Genomic DNA, 21,696 nt, shown 5'->3' with positions numbered 1-21,696 from the left:
CTGGCAAGCGTCATAGCGAGACAGTGCCTCGCTCCTAACTTTCACACCTGTTTAAGCAGACTCAGCTTAAGCTAGAGAAACAGGCTGACCTTCGTGGGTCGCTTTAATAAACTCAGCAGCACGTTCGGCAATCATGACGGTGGGTGCATTGGTATTGCCGCCAATCAAGCTTGGCATCACCGAAGCATCTACCACTCTTAGACTTTTTACACCTCTTACTCGCAATTGTGTATCAACCACTGCCATCTCATCGTCATCACTGCCCATTTTACACGTACCAATTGGGTGATAGATGGTTTCAGCTCGCTCACGTAAAAATTCTAATATTTCTTCATCGGTTTGCGCATCTTCCCCTGGGTATAGCTCACTGCCTTGGAACTTGTCGAAGTCTGGTGCAGATAGTAGCTTTCGGGCAATACGCACGCCTTCAATCATGACTTGCTGATCTTCTTTTGCAGACAAATAATTCGGATCGATAAGTGCCTGGTCAGCAGGATGGTTGCTTTGAAGCGAGATAGTGCCGCGGCTTTTGGGGTATAGGCAACATACGTGAAGGCCATAACCGTAACCAAAAGCTAGCTGTCTTCCATGGTCGTTTAGAATTGCAGGTAAAAAGTGGAATTGAATGTCGGGGCCTTGTGTGGCTAAACTAGAGCTCACAAACCCCCCCGCCTCTGCAACGTTTGATGAAAGAATGCCATTTCGTTTGAACGCGTAGTCAACGCTAGCTTTAATGTAAGAAGGAAGCGCACCGAAGGCTACCGCGTATCCTTCCCGTGCTTTACAGGTATACTGTACTATTGCATCCAGGTGATCTTGCAAGTTTTGTCCGACACCCGGCAAGTCTTGCTGGACGAATATACCTTTTTCTTCCAACTCAGCGCGTGGCCCAATGCCAGATAACATAAGCAATTGTGGCGAGTTAATAGCGCCACCACATAAAATGACTTCGCTTTTGGCAAAGTAACGATTTACCGCGCCTTTTTCACGCACTTGAACGCCGATAGCTCGGCCCTCTTTAAGCAGCACTTTCTCTGCCGCAACTTTCGTGAGCACCGTCAAATTATTTCGATGCTTAGCTTGAGAAAGGTAACCTTTAGCGGTAGAACAGCGTTGCCCGTTAATTTGAGTGACGTGATAAAAGCCAAGCCCTTCCCGCTCGTCGCGATTAAAATCGTCGAGCTGTTTATAACCGGCGAATGACGCTGCATTTACAAATGCGTCTGAAAGCACGCTTGTATGCCGAAGCTTGCTAACATTTAGTGGGCCACCTGTGCCGTGGAACTCATCAGCCCCTTCTTCAAAGTTCTCAGAGCGTTTGAAATAAGGCAGTACATCTTCAAATGACCAGCCCTCGGCTCCTTCTTCATTAGCCCAGCGGTCGTAGTCTTCTTTTTGCCCCCGTATATAGCACATGGCGTTGACTGAACTGCTGCCGCCCAAGGTTTTACCGCGAGGCCAAAACAGCTCTCTGTCATACATTTCTTTTTGAGGTGCCGTATGATACCCCCAGCCTATGCCTTCAAAGCGGCTGAGTACAGAAAGGCCAAAAGGAATATGGATTAACGGATTCGTGTCTTTAGAGCCGGCTTCTAATAGCAAAATATCAAGCGCAGGATTTTCTGACAAGCGCGTGGCAAGAACAGCACCAGCAGAGCCTCCACCTACAATAATATAATCGTACTTGTTGAGTACTTCGCTCATTTCGCTAGCTCCTTAAGCCAAATCGAATAATGTTAAAAAAACGTTGTGGTACGACCAGATTAGCAAACAATACTTCATCAATAAAAGAATTAAATTGATAGATTTAAAAAATCTAATAATCCTGATAACTTAGTTTATCGATCATCGAAAAACGCTAGCCTGCTGTCAGCCACTGCATAATCATTAGCAATACCATGAGTGTGAATTTTGCCAAATAACCTATCGTTAAAAGACAAATGCAAAGTGTATTTTGCTCAGTGGCTTGTAAAACTAGGGAAACTGACACACGACGATTTTTCCAAGTCTGAGCTGCACAGTCTAATAGCTAATAGTTTTCCCTACACATTCACGTTTGAGATACCCGTTGGTACGGGTACTGTGAGAGTCCTTGAAGGTAACTTGATTCTGGATAGTGAACATAACCGTATCGGCCTTCAGTGTTTAGCAGCGTTAAAGATTGAAGTTGCAGCAACCACTATCTACCGTGCCCACGTAGTTTTCACTTTATCTGCTACCCCCCACTACGACAAAAACATGAGTACGCTTTATTTAGTCGACTTGAAAACCGATAGCGTCACATTGGTGAACGACGATTATGCTTTAATTAAAGATACCCAATTTTTACTCACTCGCTTTTTTCCCAAAAGTGTCAATAACTTGTTCGGAGGGCCACTGAAAACCGCTTTTTCGTTGTTTAGCGCGGGCACATCAGACATCGCTGCCGACTATCTGAGGCTCTATCTATCAGGCTCGAAGCAAGCGATATTGGACTACCACACACCACAAATTGACAGCGCAATTAAAAAACAGATTACTCAAGAACATTTAAGCCACACCATGCGAAACGATCACTGGCGAGAGGTCCTTTTTTCCAAGCTTGGTCAAAGTGTGCGGGTTGAAGACGACGTACTCCGTTTCTACCTAAGCAAATAACCTCTTCCTTGTCTCAGCTTACTGTTTTCAATACTTCACCATTCAAGAAAGGTTTTCTACCACGTTTTTAATGGTCTGAAACAATGGAGACCGGCACCATATCTACCTGTTCGCCGATGTCTTCAATATTGAGTCTTGGGTCGTCCACGCTCGCTTCTAACATATCAAACGCTTCTTCCACGTATCTTGCTAACGGCTGCAACGATTCTATATTTTTATTACAGCATACTAAGCCGACGTTCGCTGTGCCCGCGTAAGTCATTAGCGTAATGTTTACTCCGCCGCCCGGTGTCATCGTCGAAATGGGATAGCAAGCTAAGAGTTCAGCGTCTTTCAAATAGCGGATATCTTTAGGTCCTGGTACGTTTGATATTAAAATATTGGCAATTGGCTTAACTACGCTCGATAAATTTAGCCATTCAAATACTAATGCCAGCGATTGAATTACAATGGTATAGCCGCTAAAAGCTGCAGGTCGGGCATGCTGAGCGGCGTGTTTTACAATACGATGATTGACCACAATTTGGCGCAGTCGAAGGTAGGGGTCTGTTTCGCCGTGAGCGAGCTGAACCGGTACAATGGCAATTTTATTGCCTGTAGTTTTCTCACCGGGTTTGCGCAAATTAATCGGCATATTGGTGAACAAGGCTTTTTTAAATACCTGCCCGTGATCTTGCAGTAGTTTATGAACGCCGATATCAAAGGCACATAACAGTACTTCATTGGCAGTCGACCGAGTACGTCTTGCAAGCGCCTTCACTCGCTTAAAGTCTAAATCCATGGTCGCTACCGCTCTCCCTGCTTTAACCTGCCCGGTTAGTACGGTTTTTGTCCCTGTGAATGGAACCGGCATATAGTGAGGGTTAACCCGTAAAATCTTCATAAAGATACGAAGAAAAATAACTAATAAATCAAAAGCCGTTTTGAGTGCGTAACCGACACCAACTAGGCGTTTATAAAAACTGATGGGCTCATGACGCCTGTGCCTAAGCCGCTTTACCGCCCACACCGGCGTAAACTTTGTCTCATGTGAGTGTGATACATAGCCAGCCTGAAACCAGCGTACCAATGTCGCTCCGTCTCCATACATGTGATGAACCCGCGCATATATGGCAAACGTATCGCTATTATCGTCAAATATGAAATGGTATTGCCACAAAGGTTTATCGGGGTCCAAACGTGACGCATGTAGTCTCGCTACGAAACCATCTAGCGCTTCTCTGTTTTTCACATCAGCAACGCGATGAATCTGAACGTGATAATCCATATTGAGTTTTTTAACGGGCGCAAACCCCACCGGATAACCTAATACGGTTTTTACTGCACAATTAAATGGAGAGGTAGCACGAGCAAAACTTCGTATCTCTTGGAACAATTGAGGAACATAGTCTGTACTTTTTGCTCCCTTAGGAATGGCAAGTAGCTGCAAACAAGCGACATGTTTCGGATTTTCATCTGATTCTGTTATCCAAAATGACTTATCTAAGAAACTGAGCGTTTTTGCCATGGTTATTCCTCTAAGCGAAGTCGAATGGGGATTGCGTTGAAGCATCTCTCATGAAATCGTGAGAGTTGAGCAGCTGCGACAGTTGATGCTTCTGTTCATCTGAAAGCGCCAGCCTTGGTAATACACTCACCATCATTAGCGACAACGCATGATAGCGCTGCATAGCACTGTCCATATGACTGTTTAACTCATCGAATTGGCACGACTGAGTTATGATCAACGAGATTAAATCTACTAGTAACGATCTATCTGATTTCGTCGCGATAAGGGTTTCTTGCTGAGCTAACGCGTCAAAAAGAAACGCCAACTGTTTGTTCAAGTTTGTCAGTATGTGCTGGCGGGGACGAACAATAGCTGGGTATTTTTCAGCTAAATCCGCCGGACTGCGATAAAAAAAACGAAAAACGTGAATGCTATCAACGAGTAGAAACAGATAGTACATGATTTCTTCAGGGTGAAGAGTATCTAGCTTATCCCTATTCAATACTTTATGCATTTGTTGCTCATGCATTTTCATTAATGCACTTACAATACTGTCTTTACCTTTAAAGTGGTAATAAAGGTTTCCTGGACTAATATCCAACTCTAAAGCAATGTCTACACTGGTCACGGTATTTTCGCCGTGCTCGTTAAACAACGTAAGCGCAGTAAGTAATATTTTTTGCGCTGTCTTCATAATTGAGTCCAATCCTTTTACATAAGCTATGAAATAGCAACGTTGCGGTATAAAACACTCTGCATGATCTTCACTACATAAAAACAAGATAAAGCTGGGCAATCCCAGCCACCATACCTAAAATAGCGCCGGTCACGATGAGTTTCCACTCGTCTTGTTGATAAGCTGGCCGCAATACCCCTTCAAATTCTTCAACGCTTAATGCCTGCATTCGCTCACTGAGATCATGACCAACCTGCAACGCATTGTTGGCGTAGTCAAACGCATACAACAGATATTTATCAGAATTATCGAATATTTGACGCACCGCTAGCGCTTTCATGTTGTGATAATTTTCCGAGCCGACGCCCAGTGCAAAATAGGGTTGCGCTATGGCGACATAGCGCTCGATGGCATCATTAACGTGAAGCTCAATGAGTTCTAGTAACTGCGCTGAACCTGAACCGTGAAGGATAATGTGGGTGATATTTTTAGGCGTGATAAGCTTTTGCTCTATAATGGTAGAGTAAACTTCAGACACTTCCTTTTGGCGCTTTAAAAACATGCCCTGAACAGTGATGGGCCCTAATTTTACCGGTCGTTTAGGTTCAAAGATAATTTTAATGGCAATCCAATTTGTCGCATAACCGACCAAGAGCCCGCCTAATGGCAATATCCACCAAGCCTGATAAAAATACCAAAGCAACATGGTCGGTAGGCCGAATAGGAAACCGAAATAGAAGCCTGAACGCACGATAAAGGGAAACTCTTTACTGCCCGCAGTCAGAAATATTTCGTTGACTAGTTCTGGCGCATTAACGAGCTGTTCTACAACCAGTTCCTTAATATCCAAAATTTCAGAGACATTATGCTGGAAGTCATCCACCATTTTATGAACCACATTGGGAATATCGTTTTCTATTCGCTGATAGACCAGGTTTTTACCTTGTACGGGAAGCGCTGCCCACAGCTGTGGCGCTGATTCGGACATTACATCGTTTACGACTTTGCGAATAACTTGGCTTAAACGCCTTTCAATAGCCTTGGTGAGTTCGTCTGCATCGAGCCGCTGAGCTAGCTCTTCAACACTAAGAAGCTTTCCAAGAACTAACTCAACTTCAATCTCCGCCATTTGACGGCGCTTTGCAGGGATAAGACCTTGCCATCCGAAAATAGGTTTTACGCCCACAAATTCGATGGGATAAAACATCATCTTTACCGCAAGATAGTTGGTAAGCCAGCCAACGATAGCGCTAATTAAAGGAATTGATAGCAAACTCAGGGTTTCAAGGTTCCATTCCATACTGCAAGTAAGGGTTCCAATTTATTATTCTCATCATCAGGCTACTGAGTGCTTATGAAATGGTCAACGTAAAAAGTAAAATTACTTCGAATTGTTGATTGAAAACAAGTAAGTGAAACAGTAATAACTAGACATATTAATACGCTCTTATAGCAAATTAGGTCTAGTTATCTAGCTATTAGGTAGTGAATTCTAAATAAAGCTCATAAACTGCAAGTATAGGGTGTTGTGCGTCGTGAATTCACGTTTGAATTGTCTGTTCAAGGATAGTGTGGTGTAAAAGCTAGCTTATTAGCGAATAAGCTTCAGCATTAGATGAGAGTTCGATTTACAAAACCTAAGGGCATTAGATTGCTGTAATTTTTAAATTACAGCGGTTAACAAAGCATAACTTTGCTAGTTCAACATTGTAGGTATTTGTCATGGCAGTATTCGATTTGCGATTAAAAAAACTAGAACATGATATCGAGCATGCGAGAAATTATGATGAATATGAAGGCGCATGCTTAGCTCATGATGCGCTGTCGGGCGCTGACGAGTGGAAAGCAAAAGACGAAAGTGAAAACTACGATTACAAGCTAATTCGCAAACGTGTTCAGCGCCTGCAGCTAGCAAGAGGAAAAGGCGACCTGCATGCTTTGATGTCAATACTTCATGAAGGCCTTCACGGTAATTTGGGAAACATCGCCAACCCGATACTGCTTACCCACTGCAAAATCGGAACTAAATATCTTGTCGAACAATTTATTGATGAAGTGACGCTGGCGCTAGAGCAAATTTTTCACGCCGATGAACAGCATGTAGACTTTTACGAAAAGCTTTCTTTCTTTGAAGAAACCGCGCATGCCTTTGGCCGAAGCTGTTTGATGCTATCTGGCGGCGCAGGTCTAGGCTTCTTCCATGCTGGCGTCGTTAAATCACTCAACGAAAAAAACCTATTGCCCACGGTGGTTTCAGGCTCAAGTGCTGGGTCAATCATTGCGGCCATGTTGGGTACCCGCAACCATGATGAACTTCGTGAATCACTGAGCGCCGAGTTTATCTACGAAACATTCAAACATTGGCGCAGCTTTGCTGGGCTAGGAAAAAAAGGGCTATTCGACAGCTCGGTATTAGAAAACGCCTTAATTGAGCTTTTTGACCTTACCACCTTTGAAGAAGCGTTTAAGAAAACCGGGAGACATATCACAGTAACCGTTTCTCCGGCTGATCTTCACCAGCACTCACGGTTGTTAAATGCCAAAACCTCGCCTAATGCCATCATTACTCAGGCAGTTAGGGCATCCTGCGCTGTACCGGTTATTTTTAGTCCCGTTCAGCTACGTGCAAAAACGCCGGCTGGAGACATTGTGCCTTACATTCCAAATCGGCGCTTTGCGGACGGTTCATTAATGGCAGACCTCCCCTTTGAGCGACTAGCAAGGCTGTACGGCGTGAACCACAGTATTGTTAGTCAGACTAATCCTTTAGCGGTACCTTTTATCTCGCCGAACCGTATCGATCCTAATTCTGTTTGGGATATGTCGGCGCGCCACATTGGTCAGCTTGCCAAAACAAACAGTATTTTCGCCATCGATATTATTGAGCGTTTGACCGGAAATAAAAACGCAAAGCTGGCTATTCACAAAGTACGTTCTATCATAGATCAGCAATACGTGGGCAATATCAATATATTACCCAAGCGACAAATAAGAAACTTGTCGCATGTATTGTCTAACCCAACCCGCGAGAGTATCGCACAGTTGATAGATAGCGGTGAACGGGCATCATGGCCACAACTCCATGTTATTAAAAGAAATACCAAAATAAGTGAGAAGTTGCGGTATCATTTAAGCCAATTGAAGAAACGTGAAGCAGTAGAGTTAGGCCATGTCGTAAGGTAACGCGTGGATATAAACGCGTGGACAGAACTGCTTAGCCTGGATTAGCTTAAGACAACAAGCAGCTATTTACAGTATCAAATTAAAGGATAACGGTGAGCGCACAAAGCCAAAACCCAGACAGCATTTACACACAGCAAGTAAAACAACTCATCAATATGATATCCCCTCAAGAAGCTGGCTACGGTTCAGTGTTTGAGGATGCTCGTCATTACTTTTCCCTTACGCCTTCGCTTTTAAATCACATTAGCGATTTAAAAGTTGAACTCAAAAAAATAGAAGGTAATAAGAAAAAAGAAATTCTGGCTGAACAGCTTGCTAAGCAGATAAAAAATAGCACAGAGAAATTAGAGGAAGAGCGCCTTGCTAGGCTAGAGCGTCTTGATGCTGTTTGCACCAAAATTATCGAGTTGAGCGAAGGTGAGAACTGGCAAGAGACTCAACAACAAAGCGCCAAGCTACTCGGCACGCTTATGCTACTTACGCCAGGAGCAGAAGGAAATTTTGCTCGGGTTCACATGCGGTTTAAGCCTTTGTATAAAGCGGTATTAACCTTGCGACTTGTCGACCGTTTGCTTGAACACGATACTATCGCGCACAGATACCTCTCCAAATACCGGGAAGCTTCATCGCGCTTTCGCGGAAATCGCTACTGGCAGGAAAAATGGAAAGTTGAGCTTGGACGACCGCTTATTACAGCTGCACTTCTGCAAGACATAGGTTTACAGAGCCCTGCATCGCTAACCATCCTGAAAGGAGAAAATGGCGACTTAGATGAGTTTCGTTTACTCGAAGAATCTCAGAGGAAAGATCTTCTTAAGCTTAACTATCACTTTACCCTTAAATACCTGAGCGACGGCTTGGGTATCCCGAACTATATTGGTGATATCAAAGAAGAGCGAAACAGATTTATATTAGTGCATAAAGAAGCACAAGACTTCATGCTTAATCTTGTCAAAGACGCTTTTGTTTCCAAGACTGGCTTGGGCGAAATTATCAAAATTCCTCAAATATATGTCTCAATTGTACTGTCCACTAAATCAGATTATTCGCGCCTTAGCTTACCAAAAGGGTATTTATTGATTGAGCAGTTATCTAAAAAGAACGGGCTAAATAAGCAATTGGCACAGGATTTCATTGATTTAGTAGGTTACTTTCCTCAAGGCTTTGGCATCACTTTCATACCGGTAAATGAAAATGGCCAGGAAAAGGACCAGTATGAATATGCTATTGTTATCGGTCTCAACCCTGCGAATCCAGCCGAGCCACTGTGTAAAATAGTCACGAGAAACCAGAAATTTATAACTAATGGCGCCCATGAGGTTATTTCAAAAAGCCAAAACCTTTATTTTCCTGCCAATCGAAAAAAGCTGATGCGTGTGGGCAAGGAAAAACTGAATCAAATCATGAGTCAACTTTCTAACAATTTCACACCGGATGAAGTCGATAATCTGGTACCCAGCTTCTGGGAACCGTATGACTACTTTGGATTTAAGAAGCATCAAAATTTGTGGGCCAAATTAAATAAATAAGGAAGGAAGTAAGTAAGTAAGTAAGTAAACAGGATAAGCCAAAGAGCTTACCCTATTTACGTTATTACTACCGACGAATAGCACGACTAATTGTTTTTCTTTGTTTCGGAAGACGCGCTACTGTCTTTTGTCGCGGACGGATTTGTTGTGCTGCTAGCGCTACTCGACGTAGCGTTAGACGCCTCTTTTTTAGCTACTGCTGCAGTTTTTCTTGTTGGCGATTTAGCCGCAGCGCTTTTACTGGCTGTCGAGCTTGCGCTTTTCTTACTTGAGGCAGTAGCGCCTGCAGGTGCAGATTTCGTTGTAGAAGCAGTTGTTTTGCGTGCGCGAGTCGGCTTTGCTGCTGCGCTCGCTTTTGATGGCGTATTTTTAACAGTAGCTGATGTTTTCACTGCTTCGTTAGCTTTCACCTGTTTTGCAGCTTCCTTTGCTGCCAACAAGGCAACCTGCTCCACCAGTAAATCAACCTTCGCATTTAACGCCTCTAGCTGATGTTCTTTTTGCTGCCGTCTTTGTCCACCAGAAAGTACAGAAAAGAGCGGGGTGGAAGTTACGAACTTCTGTGCAACGTCAACCAATGCAAACGGATTTAAGGTTTGCCTCAGCTCACTCTCAACTTCGAGCCCTTTCGCCTGCATGGCGTTTATGGTTTCTTGAGTATCATCAATTTTTTGGCTTACCATGCCCGCTGCCTGGTCGAGCCTCGCAGCTATCAGGTCAGTACCCGCGTACAACCAGCCAAATAGTGGTGATGATTTAAAAGGAGATACTGCCGTGCCGTTAGCCGCCGTCGATTCTTTGTCTAGGCTAGACGGTAACGTTGAATTAGGGATAGTCTTGTTGCTCATAATGCCTCCGTGGTGGAGATTCAGTAAGCATGACAGCAGTGGTAAAGTGCGTATAAGACCAATAATTTACTGGTGTAAACGCTCTGCCCTACCGTTTATAAAAAATTATAAAAAGCGGCGCTGTCACTCAATTGCGCTAAGCCGCTAGCACGATTACGTGCGCTATAAGCCTCTATGCGTAATGGGCACCCTTCGGTGCCCAACAGAGCAAAGAATTACTTATTCGCTGCTAATTTCGCTACAGCTTCAGTTAACGCGTCTATTTTAGCTGAAAGCTCTTCAATACGTTGATCTGCTGGCTCAGAATCAAGACCTAGCTTCTTACGTACATCAGCCACGCGATTTTCAACATCATTAGTCGTAGACTTTACTTTGCTTTTCGCATCTTCTTCTAATGACTCGCCTTTAGTTACAAGCTCGTCAAACATTTTGCTTGCTTCTTCGCTTAACTTTTCGTAACGCCCCTGTGCTTCTTCAACACTTTTACCGTAAGCGCCAAGGCCTGCTAACCAAATTTTACGCGCCATTTCTTCGGCATCGTTAATTTTGCCTTTGATTGTGTTTGTAGTCGTCATATTGAGCTCCTATCAATGCTAAATAAAAGTGTGTTTTAACACCATGTAGAAACTTTACGCTTAACAATTAGAATCCGCATACTAAAAACACAAAAAATAAAAAAAGCCCGAAAAGTGGTGACTTATTCGGGCTTAAATACAAACGCTAGATTCAAAAAAGTTAGCATCGAATTAAAGCGGTACACCTGCAAGATGTAAAACAAAGGCATATTCTAGGGCGGTCGACTCAAAGCGCTTAAAGCGCCCCGATGCACCTCCGTGCCCGGCTTCCATGTCGGTTTTAAACAATAACAAATTGTCATCCGTTTTATATTCTCTAAGCTTTGCAACCCACTTCATAGGCTCAAAATATTGTACTTGAGAATCGTGGAGCCCAGTTGTTACCAGCATGTTCGGATAGTCTTTCTTTTCGACTTGGTCGTAGGGTGAGTAAGATAGCATATACTCAAATTCATCTTTATTGGCTGGATTACCCCACTCTGAATATTCACCCGTTGTCAGAGGTATCGAAGCATCGCTCATGGTAGTCACCACATCAACAAAAGGCACGTGTGCACTAACGCCACGATAAAGCTCAGGCGCCATATTTACTACTGCCCCCATTAACAGGCCACCTGCACTGCCTCCCATCGCAAATACTCTGCTTTTATCGGCATATTGCGAAGCAATGAGCCCTCTAGTCACGTCAATGAAGTCGGTAAAAGTATTGATCTTACGGTGCATTTTACCCTCTTCATACCATTGACGGCCTAGCATTTGGCCACCGCGTATGTGTGCAATCGCAACCACAAAACCTCTATCAACTAAAGACAACCAGCTGCTTCTGAAGGTAGGGTCAATCGTCGCACCATAAGAACCATAGGCATATTGATAAAGCGGGTTCGTTCCATCTTTCTTAAATTTGTCCTTTCTGTACACCAGTGATACGGGTATCTCGGTTCCATCTCGCGCTTCAATTGAAACCCGTTCCGATTTATAGGCGGACGAATCAAACGTCTCAGAAACGCGGGTTTGCTTCATGACTTCACTGTCGAGCGTATCTAAATTGATATCAACAATAGACGCAGGAGTTGTGAGAGAGCTGTAATGAATTCTAAGTGTGCTCGTGTCCATTTCAGGGTTCGCATAAAAATACGCGCCATAAATGGGATCTTGTGTTGGAATAACTTTTTCTTCATTTGTCGTAAGGTTAAGAACCACCATGCGAAGCATACCGTTTTCTTTTTCTTTTACTACCAAATGATTTTTCATTACCTCAATGCCTTGTAGGAACACATTTGGACGGTGAGCAATGACATCTTCCCATTTTGACACATCGCCAGTGGCATCAAGCGGCGCTTTCATAACTCTAAAGTTCTTTGCGTCAATATTCGTCAGAACGTAGTAGCCGTCTTCAGCTTTCGCAACGCTATACTCTTGCCCATTTTTTAACGGCAAAAATACCTGTGCGGGCGCTGTGGGGTTGTTCGCATCTACAATGGAAACACCCGTCTTATCCGTATTTTGGTGGTGTATATAAATAACACTATCGTCTTTACTTTTACTGATGTAAGTATAAAACGTAGGGTCGCTTTCTTCATAAACCAGCACATCGTCACTTTGTGGTGTACCCAACTCATGGCGATAAACCTGATAGCCCAAAAGGGTTTGAGGGTCTTTTTTGACGTAAAAAAGATGCGTGTTATCGTTCGCCCATACTACGTTTCCTGATGTCCCTTCTAAAACGTCGTCAAGCTTTTCATCGCCCTTTAAATTTTTCACATAAATAGTGTAAAGACGACGGCTTAGTGTATCTTCTGAATATGCCATTAAGGCATTGTTTTCGCTGACTGCATAAGAACCAATGCTGAAATAATCATGTCCTTTAGACATGATGTTTGCGTCTAACAAAACCTGAGGATTGGCATCTAGTGTCGGCTTTCTTAGGTATACAGGATATTCGTTCTCTCCCGAATAACTTGTGTAGTACCAGTACCCATTATCAAGTACAGGTACTGTAGAATCATCTTTTTCAATACGAGACACGAGCTCTTCAAAAAGCGCTTCGCGGGTATCTTTTAGCGGCGCGAGCACGGTCTCCACGTAATTGTTTTCTAACGCTAGGTGAGCAAAAATTGCATCGTCGGTGCGAGAGTCGTCTCGCATCCAGTAGTAGTCATCAATACGCGTAACACCGTGAGCTTCCATTTTATGAGGCACTTTTTTCGCCACAGGCGCAGGCGTTTCGGTATTAAGCACGGTTTTTGTGATTGTATTTTTTGGCATTTTTTCAGTGTTTTCAGGTTTGTTTTCCAAGCTACAGCCTGATAGTAAACTGCCCGCAGCAATGACCATCCATAAATATTTCATTTGTTTTCCTAAATGTTCGCTTCTATTTCAACGACACGCTCGTGACATGCTAACGTTATAAAATAAACAGTCGAGTAAAGCATCAGTGCACATTGAAGATAACGAAACAGTGCACACTCGACTATCGAGTATACATACCCAGGACATTCGCGCTACCAATACTCAATGCCCGCTCTTCCCATATAAGACGGGAATATGTAACAAAATATGTTGAAATTTCTTGCTCTAGGTGATTTAAAACTGAGGGGCGTGTTTACGTCTACATCGTGTTTGTGCGACCTACACAACATAGCTTAAAAAACTAAGGAATAAAAAAACGCCGCATGCTTTGCAAAGCGATGCGGCGTATTCTGTATCTATGCTGTTACAGCACTTCAACTAGTCACACGTGATTAAATGAAGCAATGTTAGCGATATTATTTATCCTGTTGTTTGTATCCACATGCGAACCAATGGAAAAACAAAAAACGTTAGTCGACCAAGTCTTTTGGCATTTCATCTCGGATGGCAGACCACACCTTTCCACTTTCAATACCGTAATTTCTTACTACTACAGGTACTTTTTCGTACGAGCCATTCTCTGCAACATTGAGAAGATCCGCGTAGTACTTGTTGGCAACATCTCTCGCTTGCTGATGAGAGAAAAAGTAACCACCAATACGCGAGTATAAACCGCGGAAACCATTCATCATAAGCACAAACACGTTGTTGTTCGATGCTAACGCCAAGTCATGAGTCATTTGATAATCGAATTGAGCAAACGCCAGCCCTTCTTGCTCAACGTCTTTATATCGAGCAATAATTGCAGCAGACTCTTGAGGGTTGTTTCGGATAGCGCCCCGAATAAATACCGCACTCAAGTTTGTGCGCGCTGCCAACAAGTTGTCGACAAGTTCGGGAATACCTTCTTGGTCTAAACGAGCAAGCGTTTCTAATATGTTTAATCCGCAAGTTTCCCAAAAGTTATTCACTTTTGTTGGCTTACCATGCTGAATGGTTAACCATCCATCTCGCGCCAAACGCTGAAGCACTTCACGCAGTGTGGTTCGCGTTACACCAATCAACTCAGAAAGTTCTCTTTCTGCAGGCAAAATGGTGCCAGGAGGAAACCTTCCACTCCATATAGATTCAACAATATATTCTTCGGCGAATCCGGCTGGACTCTGTGCCTTATAAATCATAACTAATCGCCTGCACGTTCTTGTTATTTTGTAACTGATTGTACCAGATGCCCTTTTATTATCACAATGAATTATGCCTAGTCTACTAAAGCTTTTAACAAGTCTTTAAAATTAAAGTATTATTTAAAAATCTTCTAACGCCCAACTGTACACATATCATCCAAAATTTAAGGCTTTTTTACCCGTCACAATAAAAATCGTGAAAAATGTGATAAATATTCAGTAACTTTCACATGGTGGGGTCTGTGATTTGCTTTCTCAAGACGTTAATATCATGTACGCTTAATTTCCGACTATAATGACAGCAGCAAAACCATGGTTAAGCGAAATTCATCCCGCTACACCAGCAGTTTATGTATGCAATAACCGGAACTACACAGTGAAAAAATACGCAAAAATGCGTGCTTTGTTGTAAAAGGAACAGGAACTCATGCAAACCTCAATGATCGCGGCGATCTATAAGAACTTCCTGGGACATGCGCCCGACTGGTATAAAAAAACCATCATTGCCTTTCTCATTGTAAACCCCTTCATTTTTATGGTGGATCCCTATATTGCTGGCTGGACACTCGTTATTCAGTTTATTTTTACACTGGCAATGGCACTTAAGTGTTACCCGCTGCAGCCAGGCGGCCTTCTTCTTATAGAAGCCATGTTTATAGGTATGACCTCTCCCGGGCATATGATGCATGAGATTGAAGTCAATTTAGAAGTACTGCTACTGCTTGTATTTATGGTGGCCGGCATTTACTTCATGAAAGATCTCTTGATGTTCCTTTTCACTAAACTTGTCATTAAAGTGAAAAACAAACTTATTCTTTCATTAGCATTTATTTTCGCTTCTGCATTTCTGTCAGCGTTCTTGGATGCATTAACGGTAGTCGCGGTAATCATCAGTGTCGGCTTAGGTTTTTACTCTATCTACCACAAAGTTGCCTCAGGTAAAGAGTTTCACTCTGAACATGATCACACCAGCGATGATGAACTAGGAAGCCATGACCTAGAGGATTTCAGAGCATTCTTGCGAAACCTTATGATGCACTCGGCGGTAGGTACTGCGCTAGGTGGCGTTATGACCATGGTTGGTGAACCTCAAAACTTAATAATCGCAGATAAAGCCGGCTGGGACTTTGTGGAATTCTTTATCAGAATGGCGCCCGTATCTTTGCCTGTTTTTATCTTTGGTTTACTAACTACCGTTGTACTAGAAAAAACCGGCATGTTTTCCTACGGCGCAAAGTTACCCTCTGCCGTAAGACAAATCTTAGTCGACTACAACGACCACATGGACAAAGGCCGCAGTAAGCGTGAAACTGCAAAGTTAGTGGTTCAAGCACTTATTGGTATTTGGTTAATAGTGGGTCTTGCGACGCATATGGCGTCAGTTGGCTTAATTGGATTGTCGGTTATCGTTTTAGCGACTTCAATGAGCGGTGTTATCGAAGAGCACGCATTAGGTAAAGCCTTTGAAGAGGCACTGCCCTTCACTGCACTGCTTTGTGTTTTCTTTGGCGTGGTTGCGGTTATTATCGACCAAGGCCTATTCCAACCTGTTATTCACTGGGTATTATCATTCGAAGGTGAGACACAAATGGTAATGTTTTATCTAGCCAATGGTGTACTTTCAATGGTGAGCGATAACGTGTTTGTAGGTTCAGTGTATATAACTGAAGTAACGGCAGCTCTGGAAGCAGGTCAAATCACACGTGATCAGTACGATATGCTTGCTGTAGCAATCAACACGGGAACTAATTTACCAAGTGTTGCTACGCCGAATGGTCAGGCAGCCTTCCTATTTTTGCTAACGTCAGCCATCGCTCCACTACTTCGTTTGTCATATGGGCGAATGGTAATGATGGCTTTGCCTTATACTATTGTACTTACGATAGTGGGCTTGTTGGCGACCTATTTGGGACTGGCTGACGCTACACAGGTTTTATATGACATGCACCTGATTGAGCATCACTCGGCAACTGGTGCTGGCGCGCCAGTATCAGGTCACTAATGTATGCGTAGTATGATTCACGGCATAAGCCAGTGGGCAGAGCACAAGTCATCGTGGCTTGTGCTTTTCGCTACATCATTAGCTCTAGAAGTTGCAGCCTTGTATTTCCAGTATGGTATGGGCTTAAAGCCCTGCATTATGTGTATTTACCAGCGAACGGCAATGTATGGCATAGTGCTTTCTGCATTAATCGTTCTTATAAAAAACAACGGCTTCACACGCATGTTAGGTTTTGCCGGTTGGGCAGTGTCGGCTGGATGGGGCTTCTTGATTGCAAGAGAACACGTGGGCATTCTTAACGCGGCTAATCCTTTTTTTGCTAGCTGTGAAATAGTACCTAACTTCCCGTCTTGGCTGCAGTTGCATGAGTGGCTACCAGCAGTATTTGCAGCAGAGGGGGATTGCTTAGAAGATTCATGGCAGTTTTTGTCGATGGGTATGGCTGAATGGATGCAAATCATTTTTGCTGCCTATTTTGTTGTGTTCGCACTCGTTTTCGCATGTCGGTTGTTGGATAAAAAACCCTTTTGATCGACTTATCCATTCTACCTTCTCGCCTGCCCTCTATTCATACAGAGCAAGGCCCAGTCTCAATTCAGCGCATAGCAGATAAACATTGCCATGCGCTTTGTGAGGCTGGCCAGCAATCCATTCATCATGTTAAGCCGTGGTTTGGTTCTGCGGTGTGCCCTGTCACCCCTGCGCTTGCTAAACAGTATATTGCTAATATGGAGAGTGCTCGGGAAGCTGGTTATGGACTTACTTATTTACTTATTCACGAAGATAAATGCTTGGGTATGGGGATAATCAACCATATCCACCACACTCACCTTACGGCAAACCTTGGGTACTGGTTAAGACCTGACGCTTGCGGTAAAGGGTTAGCAACAGCAATCTGTGAAGCGTTAAAAAAGCTCGCTTTTTCGCAGATGAATTTACATCGTTTAGAATGCTTTGTAGAGCCAAACAACAAGGCAAGCATTCGTGTGGCTGAGCGTATCGGCGGCATTAAAGAAGGATTATGCCGCAAACGTGTATTCGGAAGGGATGCACTACTTTACGCACTGACTTCATGATTTGCCTTCTATCGTAAGCTATTACCCACTACTCTCAACTCAAATACCAAAACACACATGGAGTGCTAAAGAGATAGTGCTCAAGATAAGAGGGTATTTATCTATGCGGACTGGTATCAATCAGTGCTCTGGTTTAGATGAGTAATCAAAACGAATACATAAGCCCAGTGTAAGCATACAGAGAGTCATCGGGGTAAGCACCAGCTTGTAACGCGCTGCCTTTCGCAAGATATGCGCCCCCTATTTCAACACGTAGTGGTTTATGTGCTTGATAACGCCAACGAAACTCGACCTGATGACCCAAGAAGTCATTTTCCCCCTCGGGCACTTTATGAAGCCAAAGTCCTTTGTAGCCAACCATAATGGTGTGTGCACCGTTTAGTTTCGTTACTCCTCTCAGCCCAGGTGCCAGAATATTGCTTCGCGGGAACGCTTGATAAACGTCAGTAGGGCCGAAATCAAACCGCCTAAGACCGTAAAGCGAGTCGAACCCGCGTATGGTTGCATCGTCTGTATTATTGTCGCCGCTTGCTGCATCGATCTCGGCTCTTAAAAACGTGCTTGCACTTATCTGTTTGCCAATATGACTGTGCACCATCCATGCAGTGACGTCTTTATCGTCTAGATCAGAGGCCGATGCAGACTGTCTAGCCTGACCTGTTTGACCTATCGCTTCGATATTGTATTTCCAGTCCTTGAAAAAAGTTTTCGAATAATCCACTGACAGCGTGAAAAGGTCGCGATTTTTCGTTGCAAGCGCTTCCGTGCCTGATTCTTTTAACCAGTAACTATGTATTTTCCAGGCATCATCTTGTGATTCAGCATAAATCCCGAAAAATTTTTGATTGCTAAAGCTCTTATCAAAAGCGCGCTTATTATCGTCAAGTGAAGGTGCATCAAATGGAAATCGAGAAACCGGTAATAGGTAAAAACCACGTACATTCCATCCCGACCAGTGCCCATCGACTAATGCACCTTCAAAGCTATTAGTAGCATTCCTAAAACGAGTTCGCCCCATAAGGCGGCGACTACCGTGGTCGAGCGTTACGCGGCCCACGGTAACGCTATCTAGATATTCATTGATACCCTTGTAGGTAATGTAAAATTGAACAGGTTCAAGTGTATTCACCTGAGCAGACTTGAGCGTAGGATCATTGTCATCAAGATACACTCGAGAATCTTCTATCTCGGCGACTGCCTGCCAGTTTTGATAAACGGCTTCGCCTTTTAATCTAATGCGGGTAGAGAGGCGCTCGTTCGTTTTTTCACGCGTGTCTTCATTAGTGGGAAAAATAGGATTGTTCAGTGTTTCGTAACGCATTCTCACTGAACCGCTATAATTGATATCTAGACTTTCAGCTTTTAAGGGCATTGCTAGACATGCCATAGCGACTAATAATCCTGAAGCGCTAGCGCTCGACTTCTCCATTTTTAAGCCTTTTGTAAATAGGATAAAAAAATAAAGCGGAAGTATAAACTAAGCGCATAAGTAACACTTATGCTCTTTAGTCTATGATTGTCTGTGGCGAGGTCGACATATTCGGTAGTACTTCAAAACTGTGCGGTACGAACTCAATCTAAGTCCTCGAGAGGCCAAATAGCAATATAATCTTCGAAGTTGCTCAAGTCGACGTCAGTTTCAAACACCGTTTTATTTCTTACCGACATCCCTTTTGCGTGCATCACATGCTTCTTACCTTTGTTAAGCAATGGGTGCCATGAAGGTAGCCCCCTGCCCTCATAGAGTCTTCGATAGGCACAGCTGTTTGGCATAAAGAAAATGTCTTTAAGGTTTTCTTTAGTGAGTTTAACGCAATCGGGTACAAGCTCTGTTCGCTTCTCGTATTGCGTGCACTCACACTTTTTCGTATTTAAATACGAACACACTATGTTGGTGTAGTGTATTTTCTCATTATCTTTGATGTGATCGGTGACTTCGTATTCTTCAACAGCATCATCATCGATAAACTTCTGCAGGCAGCACTTGCCACAACCATCACATAGCGATTCCCATTCTTTTTGAGACATTTCCTCTAAAGACTTCGTTTCCCAAAAAGCGACTGTCATTCTGCGACTACCTCTGTGTGCACGGTTAGATGACCTTCTAGCGTTGCGACAACGGTATCAGAGGGCGCTAGCTTGCCGACCCCCTTTGGCGTTCCGGTTAGAATTACATCCCCACTGTCTAACGTAAACACTGAGGACATGTGGGCAATAAGAGGAACAATTTTGTGAAGCATTAATGCTGTATGACCATCTTGTCGAATCTCATCGTTAATCATTAAACGAAATCGCAGTTCATCAAGATTCTCAACGTCATTTAATGGTACAAAGCCTGAAAGCGGTGCGCTGTTATCGAATGATTTAGATCTTTCCCAAGGTTGACCTTGCTTTTTCAACGCGGCTTGGACATCACGAAGCGTAAGGTCTAACCCTAAACCGACGCCCCAAATTGCAGCCTTTACTTCATCTTCGTTGGCGTTTTTCAATGATGATTTGAGCAGTACCGAAACTTCAAGTTCATTATGACACTCACCGTTGTCGGTAGGCACAGCAACTTTATCGTGCATGTGACACATTGCGGCTTTGGGTTTCATAAAGAGTAAAGGTGTCTCAGACACTGTAGAATTCATTTCTTGAATATGATCAAGGTAATTGCGTCCAACGCAAATTACTTTATTTACCGGTAACAAAATCTCGTTACCTTCCATATCAACGTGATGATAAGGCATTAGTATCCTCGCTTTATTCGTTCTGAAAGATAGCCTACCGAAATGCCAAAGTATGACGAGCGGTTCCACTTCATTAACGTGTGAAAATTGTCGTAAACCAGATAAATACGCCCATCTTCACCATCAGGCATAATAAGCGACGCATTAATATCGACATTGGGAAGGGCACTTCCATCAAAACGCGTTACTCCATTTTGTTTCCAGAATGACAACGGCTTCATGTTAGCTTTGGCTAGCCCCGAAAATGGCACAGCACCGGAGAGTTTAACTTGCCTTCCCCATGTGCCCTTGCTATTCCATCCTTCAGAGGATAGATAGTTTGCAATAGAGGCAAAAACGTCAGCCTCCGTGCCCCAGATATCTTTCTTGCCGTCGCCGTCATAATCCACAGCGTAATTTAAGAAAGAGATAGGCATGAACTGCGTCTGTCCCATTGCACCAGCCCACGAACCTTGAAGGGCATCTACGCTGGTATGTCCTTCATTTAAAATTTGCAGTGCAGCAAAAAAGTTGTCTTTGAATAGTTTTTCTCGTCGCCCTTCGTACGCTAACGAAGCCAACGCAGAAAGCACACTGTAATTGCCCTGAATTTTCCCAAAATTTGACTCATTTCCCCACAGGGCAACGATGAATCTGGCTTGAACGCCGTATTCTTTGGCTATTTTCTCAAGCAACGTGCTATGTTCATCGTACTTTGCCACCGCTTGCTTAACTTTCCAATCCGGCACCCGCGTAGCTAAATAATCATCAAGAGTTATCTTTTTCTCAGGCTGGTTTTTATCAGACTTTACAACGGTGGGTCTAAACGTGATGGTGGCGAACGCTTCCTCCAGCTTATCAAGGTCCATCCCCTTATTCATCGCCTCTGTTTTTAAGGAAGCAACATAGGTAGCAAAACCCTCTTCGGTTAGCGCATCGCTTGCGGCCGCTTGTGCGATGTTGTGAAGCAAACATGTCAACGCAAGTACAAAAACAGATAAACGCACTGAAAGGTTACGCTTTTTAAATGACGTGGTGAGGGCATCGCGGATGTCTCCTATCGCAAGTTTGCCCAGCGAAAAATTTACTGCATTAAATAACATAGTAATTTAAAACTTTTTATCCGGTGTTTTTGAAAGACCGAGAGACTCACGATGTGTCTCAAGGAGGTTTTCTTCTTTAGGCGGCACCTGAAGGTAGAAACCTTTTTCGCTAAGCTCATCAATTAATTTCTGTTTGTCGACCATACCGAGGCGCTCGTGTTTATCTAATGCGAGAATAGTCACAAGCTCTGGACGACCGAACATTTGCATCAACGGTTCGGGCACATCTTCAAAATTGTCTTTCTTGGGCACGTACAAATACATACCTTCTTTTTTTCGCGTTTTATAAACTGCACATAACATAAGGTTGTTTTCTCTTCATGTTGGGCTAATT

General features: G+C 43.5%; 19 protein-coding genes. 6 read left to right on the top strand and 13 right to left on the bottom strand.

Annotation, left to right across the window (positions count from 1 at the left end; translation table 11 throughout):
- Window positions 1–66 precede the first annotated feature (66 nt).
- The gene (locus GVO62_RS02110) at window positions 67–1,704 is read right to left on the bottom strand and encodes a GMC family oxidoreductase (RefSeq protein WP_159117529.1); all 1,638 of its coding nucleotides are present in this window, start codon (window positions 1,702–1,704) and stop codon (window positions 67–69) included.
- Window positions 1,705–1,911: 207 nt separating this feature from the next.
- Between GVO62_RS02110 and GVO62_RS02105 the strand changes: the two genes are divergently transcribed.
- Window positions 1,912–2,637 carry a DUF1439 domain-containing protein gene (locus GVO62_RS02105; protein ID WP_159117528.1) on the top strand — a complete coding sequence of 242 codons (726 nt, stop codon included), beginning with the start codon at window positions 1,912–1,914 and terminating at the stop codon, window positions 2,635–2,637.
- Window positions 2,638–2,704: 67 nt separating this feature from the next.
- Here the strand turns inward: GVO62_RS02105 and GVO62_RS02100 are convergent, their stop codons facing one another.
- The 3 genes from GVO62_RS02100 to GVO62_RS02090 all read right to left on the bottom strand — a co-directional run bounded on the left by GVO62_RS02100 (window position 2,705) and on the right by GVO62_RS02090 (window position 6,102).
- On the bottom strand, window positions 2,705–4,144 hold the full coding sequence (locus tag GVO62_RS02100) for a wax ester/triacylglycerol synthase domain-containing protein (protein WP_105929347.1): 1,440 nt from the start codon (window positions 4,142–4,144) through the stop codon (window positions 2,705–2,707).
- Between the two features lie 10 nt (window positions 4,145–4,154).
- On the bottom strand, window positions 4,155–4,820 hold the full coding sequence (locus tag GVO62_RS02095) for a TetR/AcrR family transcriptional regulator (protein ID WP_159117527.1): 666 nt from the start codon (window positions 4,818–4,820) through the stop codon (window positions 4,155–4,157).
- Between the two features lie 73 nt (window positions 4,821–4,893).
- Window positions 4,894–6,102, bottom strand: a complete 1,209-nt coding sequence (locus tag GVO62_RS02090) for a DUF445 domain-containing protein (protein ID WP_159117526.1) — start codon at window positions 6,100–6,102, stop codon at window positions 4,894–4,896.
- A 422-nt stretch (window positions 6,103–6,524) separates the two neighbouring features.
- Here GVO62_RS02090 and GVO62_RS02085 point away from each other — a divergent pair, with 422 nt between their 5' ends.
- Window positions 6,525–7,985: a DUF3336 domain-containing protein gene (locus GVO62_RS02085; protein ID WP_105929344.1), complete on the top strand. Its 1,461-nt coding sequence runs from the start codon at window positions 6,525–6,527 to the stop codon at window positions 7,983–7,985.
- A 92-nt stretch (window positions 7,986–8,077) separates the two neighbouring features.
- Complete coding sequence (locus tag GVO62_RS02080; protein ID WP_159117525.1) at window positions 8,078–9,514, top strand: hypothetical protein; 1,437 nt, start codon at window positions 8,078–8,080, stop codon at window positions 9,512–9,514.
- An 86-nt stretch (window positions 9,515–9,600) separates the two neighbouring features.
- Here GVO62_RS02080 and GVO62_RS02075 read toward each other — a convergent pair whose 3' ends face one another.
- From GVO62_RS02075 to fadR, 4 genes are all read right to left on the bottom strand, one after another.
- Window positions 9,601–10,362: a hypothetical protein gene (locus GVO62_RS02075; RefSeq protein ID WP_159117524.1), complete on the bottom strand. Its 762-nt coding sequence runs from the start codon at window positions 10,360–10,362 to the stop codon at window positions 9,601–9,603.
- Between the two features lie 215 nt (window positions 10,363–10,577).
- Window positions 10,578–10,937 carry a phasin-related domain-containing protein gene (locus GVO62_RS02070; protein WP_105929341.1) on the bottom strand — a complete coding sequence of 120 codons (360 nt, stop codon included), beginning with the start codon at window positions 10,935–10,937 and terminating at the stop codon, window positions 10,578–10,580.
- A gap of 171 nt (window positions 10,938–11,108) precedes the next feature.
- Window positions 11,109–13,286 carry a S9 family peptidase gene (locus tag GVO62_RS02065; RefSeq protein WP_159117523.1) on the bottom strand — a complete coding sequence of 726 codons (2,178 nt, stop codon included), beginning with the start codon at window positions 13,284–13,286 and terminating at the stop codon, window positions 11,109–11,111.
- A 470-nt stretch (window positions 13,287–13,756) separates the two neighbouring features.
- The gene (gene fadR, locus GVO62_RS02060; RefSeq protein WP_105929339.1) at window positions 13,757–14,467 is read right to left on the bottom strand and encodes a fatty acid metabolism transcriptional regulator FadR; all 711 of its coding nucleotides are present in this window, start codon (window positions 14,465–14,467) and stop codon (window positions 13,757–13,759) included.
- Window positions 14,468–14,897: 430 nt separating this feature from the next.
- Between fadR and nhaB the strand changes: the two genes are divergently transcribed.
- Genes nhaB through GVO62_RS02045 form a run of 3 tightly spaced genes read left to right on the top strand, consistent with a single transcriptional unit; the run spans window position 14,898 to window position 17,548 of the window.
- Window positions 14,898–16,472, top strand: coding sequence for a sodium/proton antiporter NhaB (gene nhaB / locus GVO62_RS02055; RefSeq protein ID WP_159117522.1), 1,575 nt, complete (start codon window positions 14,898–14,900; stop codon window positions 16,470–16,472).
- Between the two features lie 3 nt (window positions 16,473–16,475).
- Entirely contained in the window at window positions 16,476–17,003 is a 528-nt protein-coding gene (dsbB, locus tag GVO62_RS02050) for a disulfide bond formation protein DsbB (RefSeq protein ID WP_159117521.1), read from the top strand.
- Complete coding sequence (locus tag GVO62_RS02045) at window positions 17,000–17,548, top strand: GNAT family N-acetyltransferase (RefSeq protein ID WP_159117520.1); 549 nt, start codon at window positions 17,000–17,002, stop codon at window positions 17,546–17,548. Before dsbB ends, GVO62_RS02045 begins: the two co-directional genes overlap by 4 nt.
- Window positions 17,549–17,693: 145 nt before the next feature.
- On the opposite strand, the gene GVO62_RS02040 is transcribed toward GVO62_RS02045, so the two are convergent.
- From GVO62_RS02040 to GVO62_RS02020, 5 genes are all read right to left on the bottom strand, one after another.
- Window positions 17,694–18,977 carry an alginate export family protein gene (locus tag GVO62_RS02040; protein ID WP_159117519.1) on the bottom strand — a complete coding sequence of 428 codons (1,284 nt, stop codon included), beginning with the start codon at window positions 18,975–18,977 and terminating at the stop codon, window positions 17,694–17,696.
- 143 nt (window positions 18,978–19,120) lie between these two features.
- The gene (locus GVO62_RS02035; protein WP_159117518.1) at window positions 19,121–19,615 is read right to left on the bottom strand and encodes a YcgN family cysteine cluster protein; all 495 of its coding nucleotides are present in this window, start codon (window positions 19,613–19,615) and stop codon (window positions 19,121–19,123) included.
- The gene (locus GVO62_RS02030) at window positions 19,612–20,280 is read right to left on the bottom strand and encodes a fumarylacetoacetate hydrolase family protein (protein WP_159117517.1); all 669 of its coding nucleotides are present in this window, start codon (window positions 20,278–20,280) and stop codon (window positions 19,612–19,614) included. Before GVO62_RS02030 ends, GVO62_RS02035 begins: the two co-directional genes overlap by 4 nt.
- The gene (locus GVO62_RS02025) at window positions 20,280–21,362 is read right to left on the bottom strand and encodes a lytic murein transglycosylase (RefSeq protein WP_159117516.1); all 1,083 of its coding nucleotides are present in this window, start codon (window positions 21,360–21,362) and stop codon (window positions 20,280–20,282) included. The genes GVO62_RS02030 and GVO62_RS02025 overlap by 1 nt, the downstream gene beginning before the upstream one ends.
- A gap of 6 nt (window positions 21,363–21,368) precedes the next feature.
- Window positions 21,369–21,665 (bottom strand): YcgL domain-containing protein, encoded by a 297-nt coding sequence (locus GVO62_RS02020; RefSeq protein ID WP_120958887.1) that lies wholly within the window; start codon window positions 21,663–21,665, stop codon window positions 21,369–21,371.
- Window positions 21,666–21,696: the final 31 nt, after the last annotated feature.

The organism is Alteromonas sp. KUL150 (assembly GCF_009811475.1).
Classification (GTDB): Bacteria; Pseudomonadota; Gammaproteobacteria; order Enterobacterales; family Alteromonadaceae; genus Alteromonas; species Alteromonas gracilis.
This window is presented reverse-complemented; position numbering and strand designations above follow the sequence as displayed.

Excerpts from the sequence above, each read along its gene's own strand:
- GVO62_RS02030 (WP_159117517.1), bottom strand. The coding sequence starts at position 20,280 with ATGCCTTATCATCACGTTGATATGGAAGGTAACGAGATTTTGTTACCG.
- GVO62_RS02040 (WP_159117519.1), bottom strand. The coding sequence starts at position 18,977 with ATGGAGAAGTCGAGCGCTAGCGCTTCAGGATTATTAGTCGCTATGGCA.
- fadR (WP_105929339.1), bottom strand. The coding sequence starts at position 14,467 with ATGATTTATAAGGCACAGAGTCCAGCCGGATTCGCCGAAGAATATATT.
- GVO62_RS02075 (WP_159117524.1), bottom strand. The coding sequence starts at position 10,362 with ATGAGCAACAAGACTATCCCTAATTCAACGTTACCGTCTAGCCTAGAC.
- GVO62_RS02020 (WP_120958887.1), bottom strand. The coding sequence starts at position 21,665 with ATGTTATGTGCAGTTTATAAAACGCGAAAAAAAGAAGGTATGTATTTG.
- dsbB (WP_159117521.1), top strand. The coding sequence starts at position 16,476 with ATGCGTAGTATGATTCACGGCATAAGCCAGTGGGCAGAGCACAAGTCA.
- nhaB (WP_159117522.1), top strand. The coding sequence starts at position 14,898 with ATGCAAACCTCAATGATCGCGGCGATCTATAAGAACTTCCTGGGACAT.
- GVO62_RS02065 (WP_159117523.1), bottom strand. The coding sequence starts at position 13,286 with ATGAAATATTTATGGATGGTCATTGCTGCGGGCAGTTTACTATCAGGC.
- GVO62_RS02095 (WP_159117527.1), bottom strand. The coding sequence starts at position 4,820 with ATGAAGACAGCGCAAAAAATATTACTTACTGCGCTTACGTTGTTTAAC.
- GVO62_RS02090 (WP_159117526.1), bottom strand. The coding sequence starts at position 6,102 with ATGGAATGGAACCTTGAAACCCTGAGTTTGCTATCAATTCCTTTAATT.
- GVO62_RS02025 (WP_159117516.1), bottom strand. The coding sequence starts at position 21,362 with ATGTTATTTAATGCAGTAAATTTTTCGCTGGGCAAACTTGCGATAGGA.
- GVO62_RS02085 (WP_105929344.1), top strand. The coding sequence starts at position 6,525 with ATGGCAGTATTCGATTTGCGATTAAAAAAACTAGAACATGATATCGAG.
- GVO62_RS02110 (WP_159117529.1), bottom strand. The coding sequence starts at position 1,704 with ATGAGCGAAGTACTCAACAAGTACGATTATATTATTGTAGGTGGAGGC.
- GVO62_RS02035 (WP_159117518.1), bottom strand. The coding sequence starts at position 19,615 with ATGACAGTCGCTTTTTGGGAAACGAAGTCTTTAGAGGAAATGTCTCAA.
- GVO62_RS02100 (WP_105929347.1), bottom strand. The coding sequence starts at position 4,144 with ATGGCAAAAACGCTCAGTTTCTTAGATAAGTCATTTTGGATAACAGAA.
- GVO62_RS02070 (WP_105929341.1), bottom strand. The coding sequence starts at position 10,937 with ATGACGACTACAAACACAATCAAAGGCAAAATTAACGATGCCGAAGAA.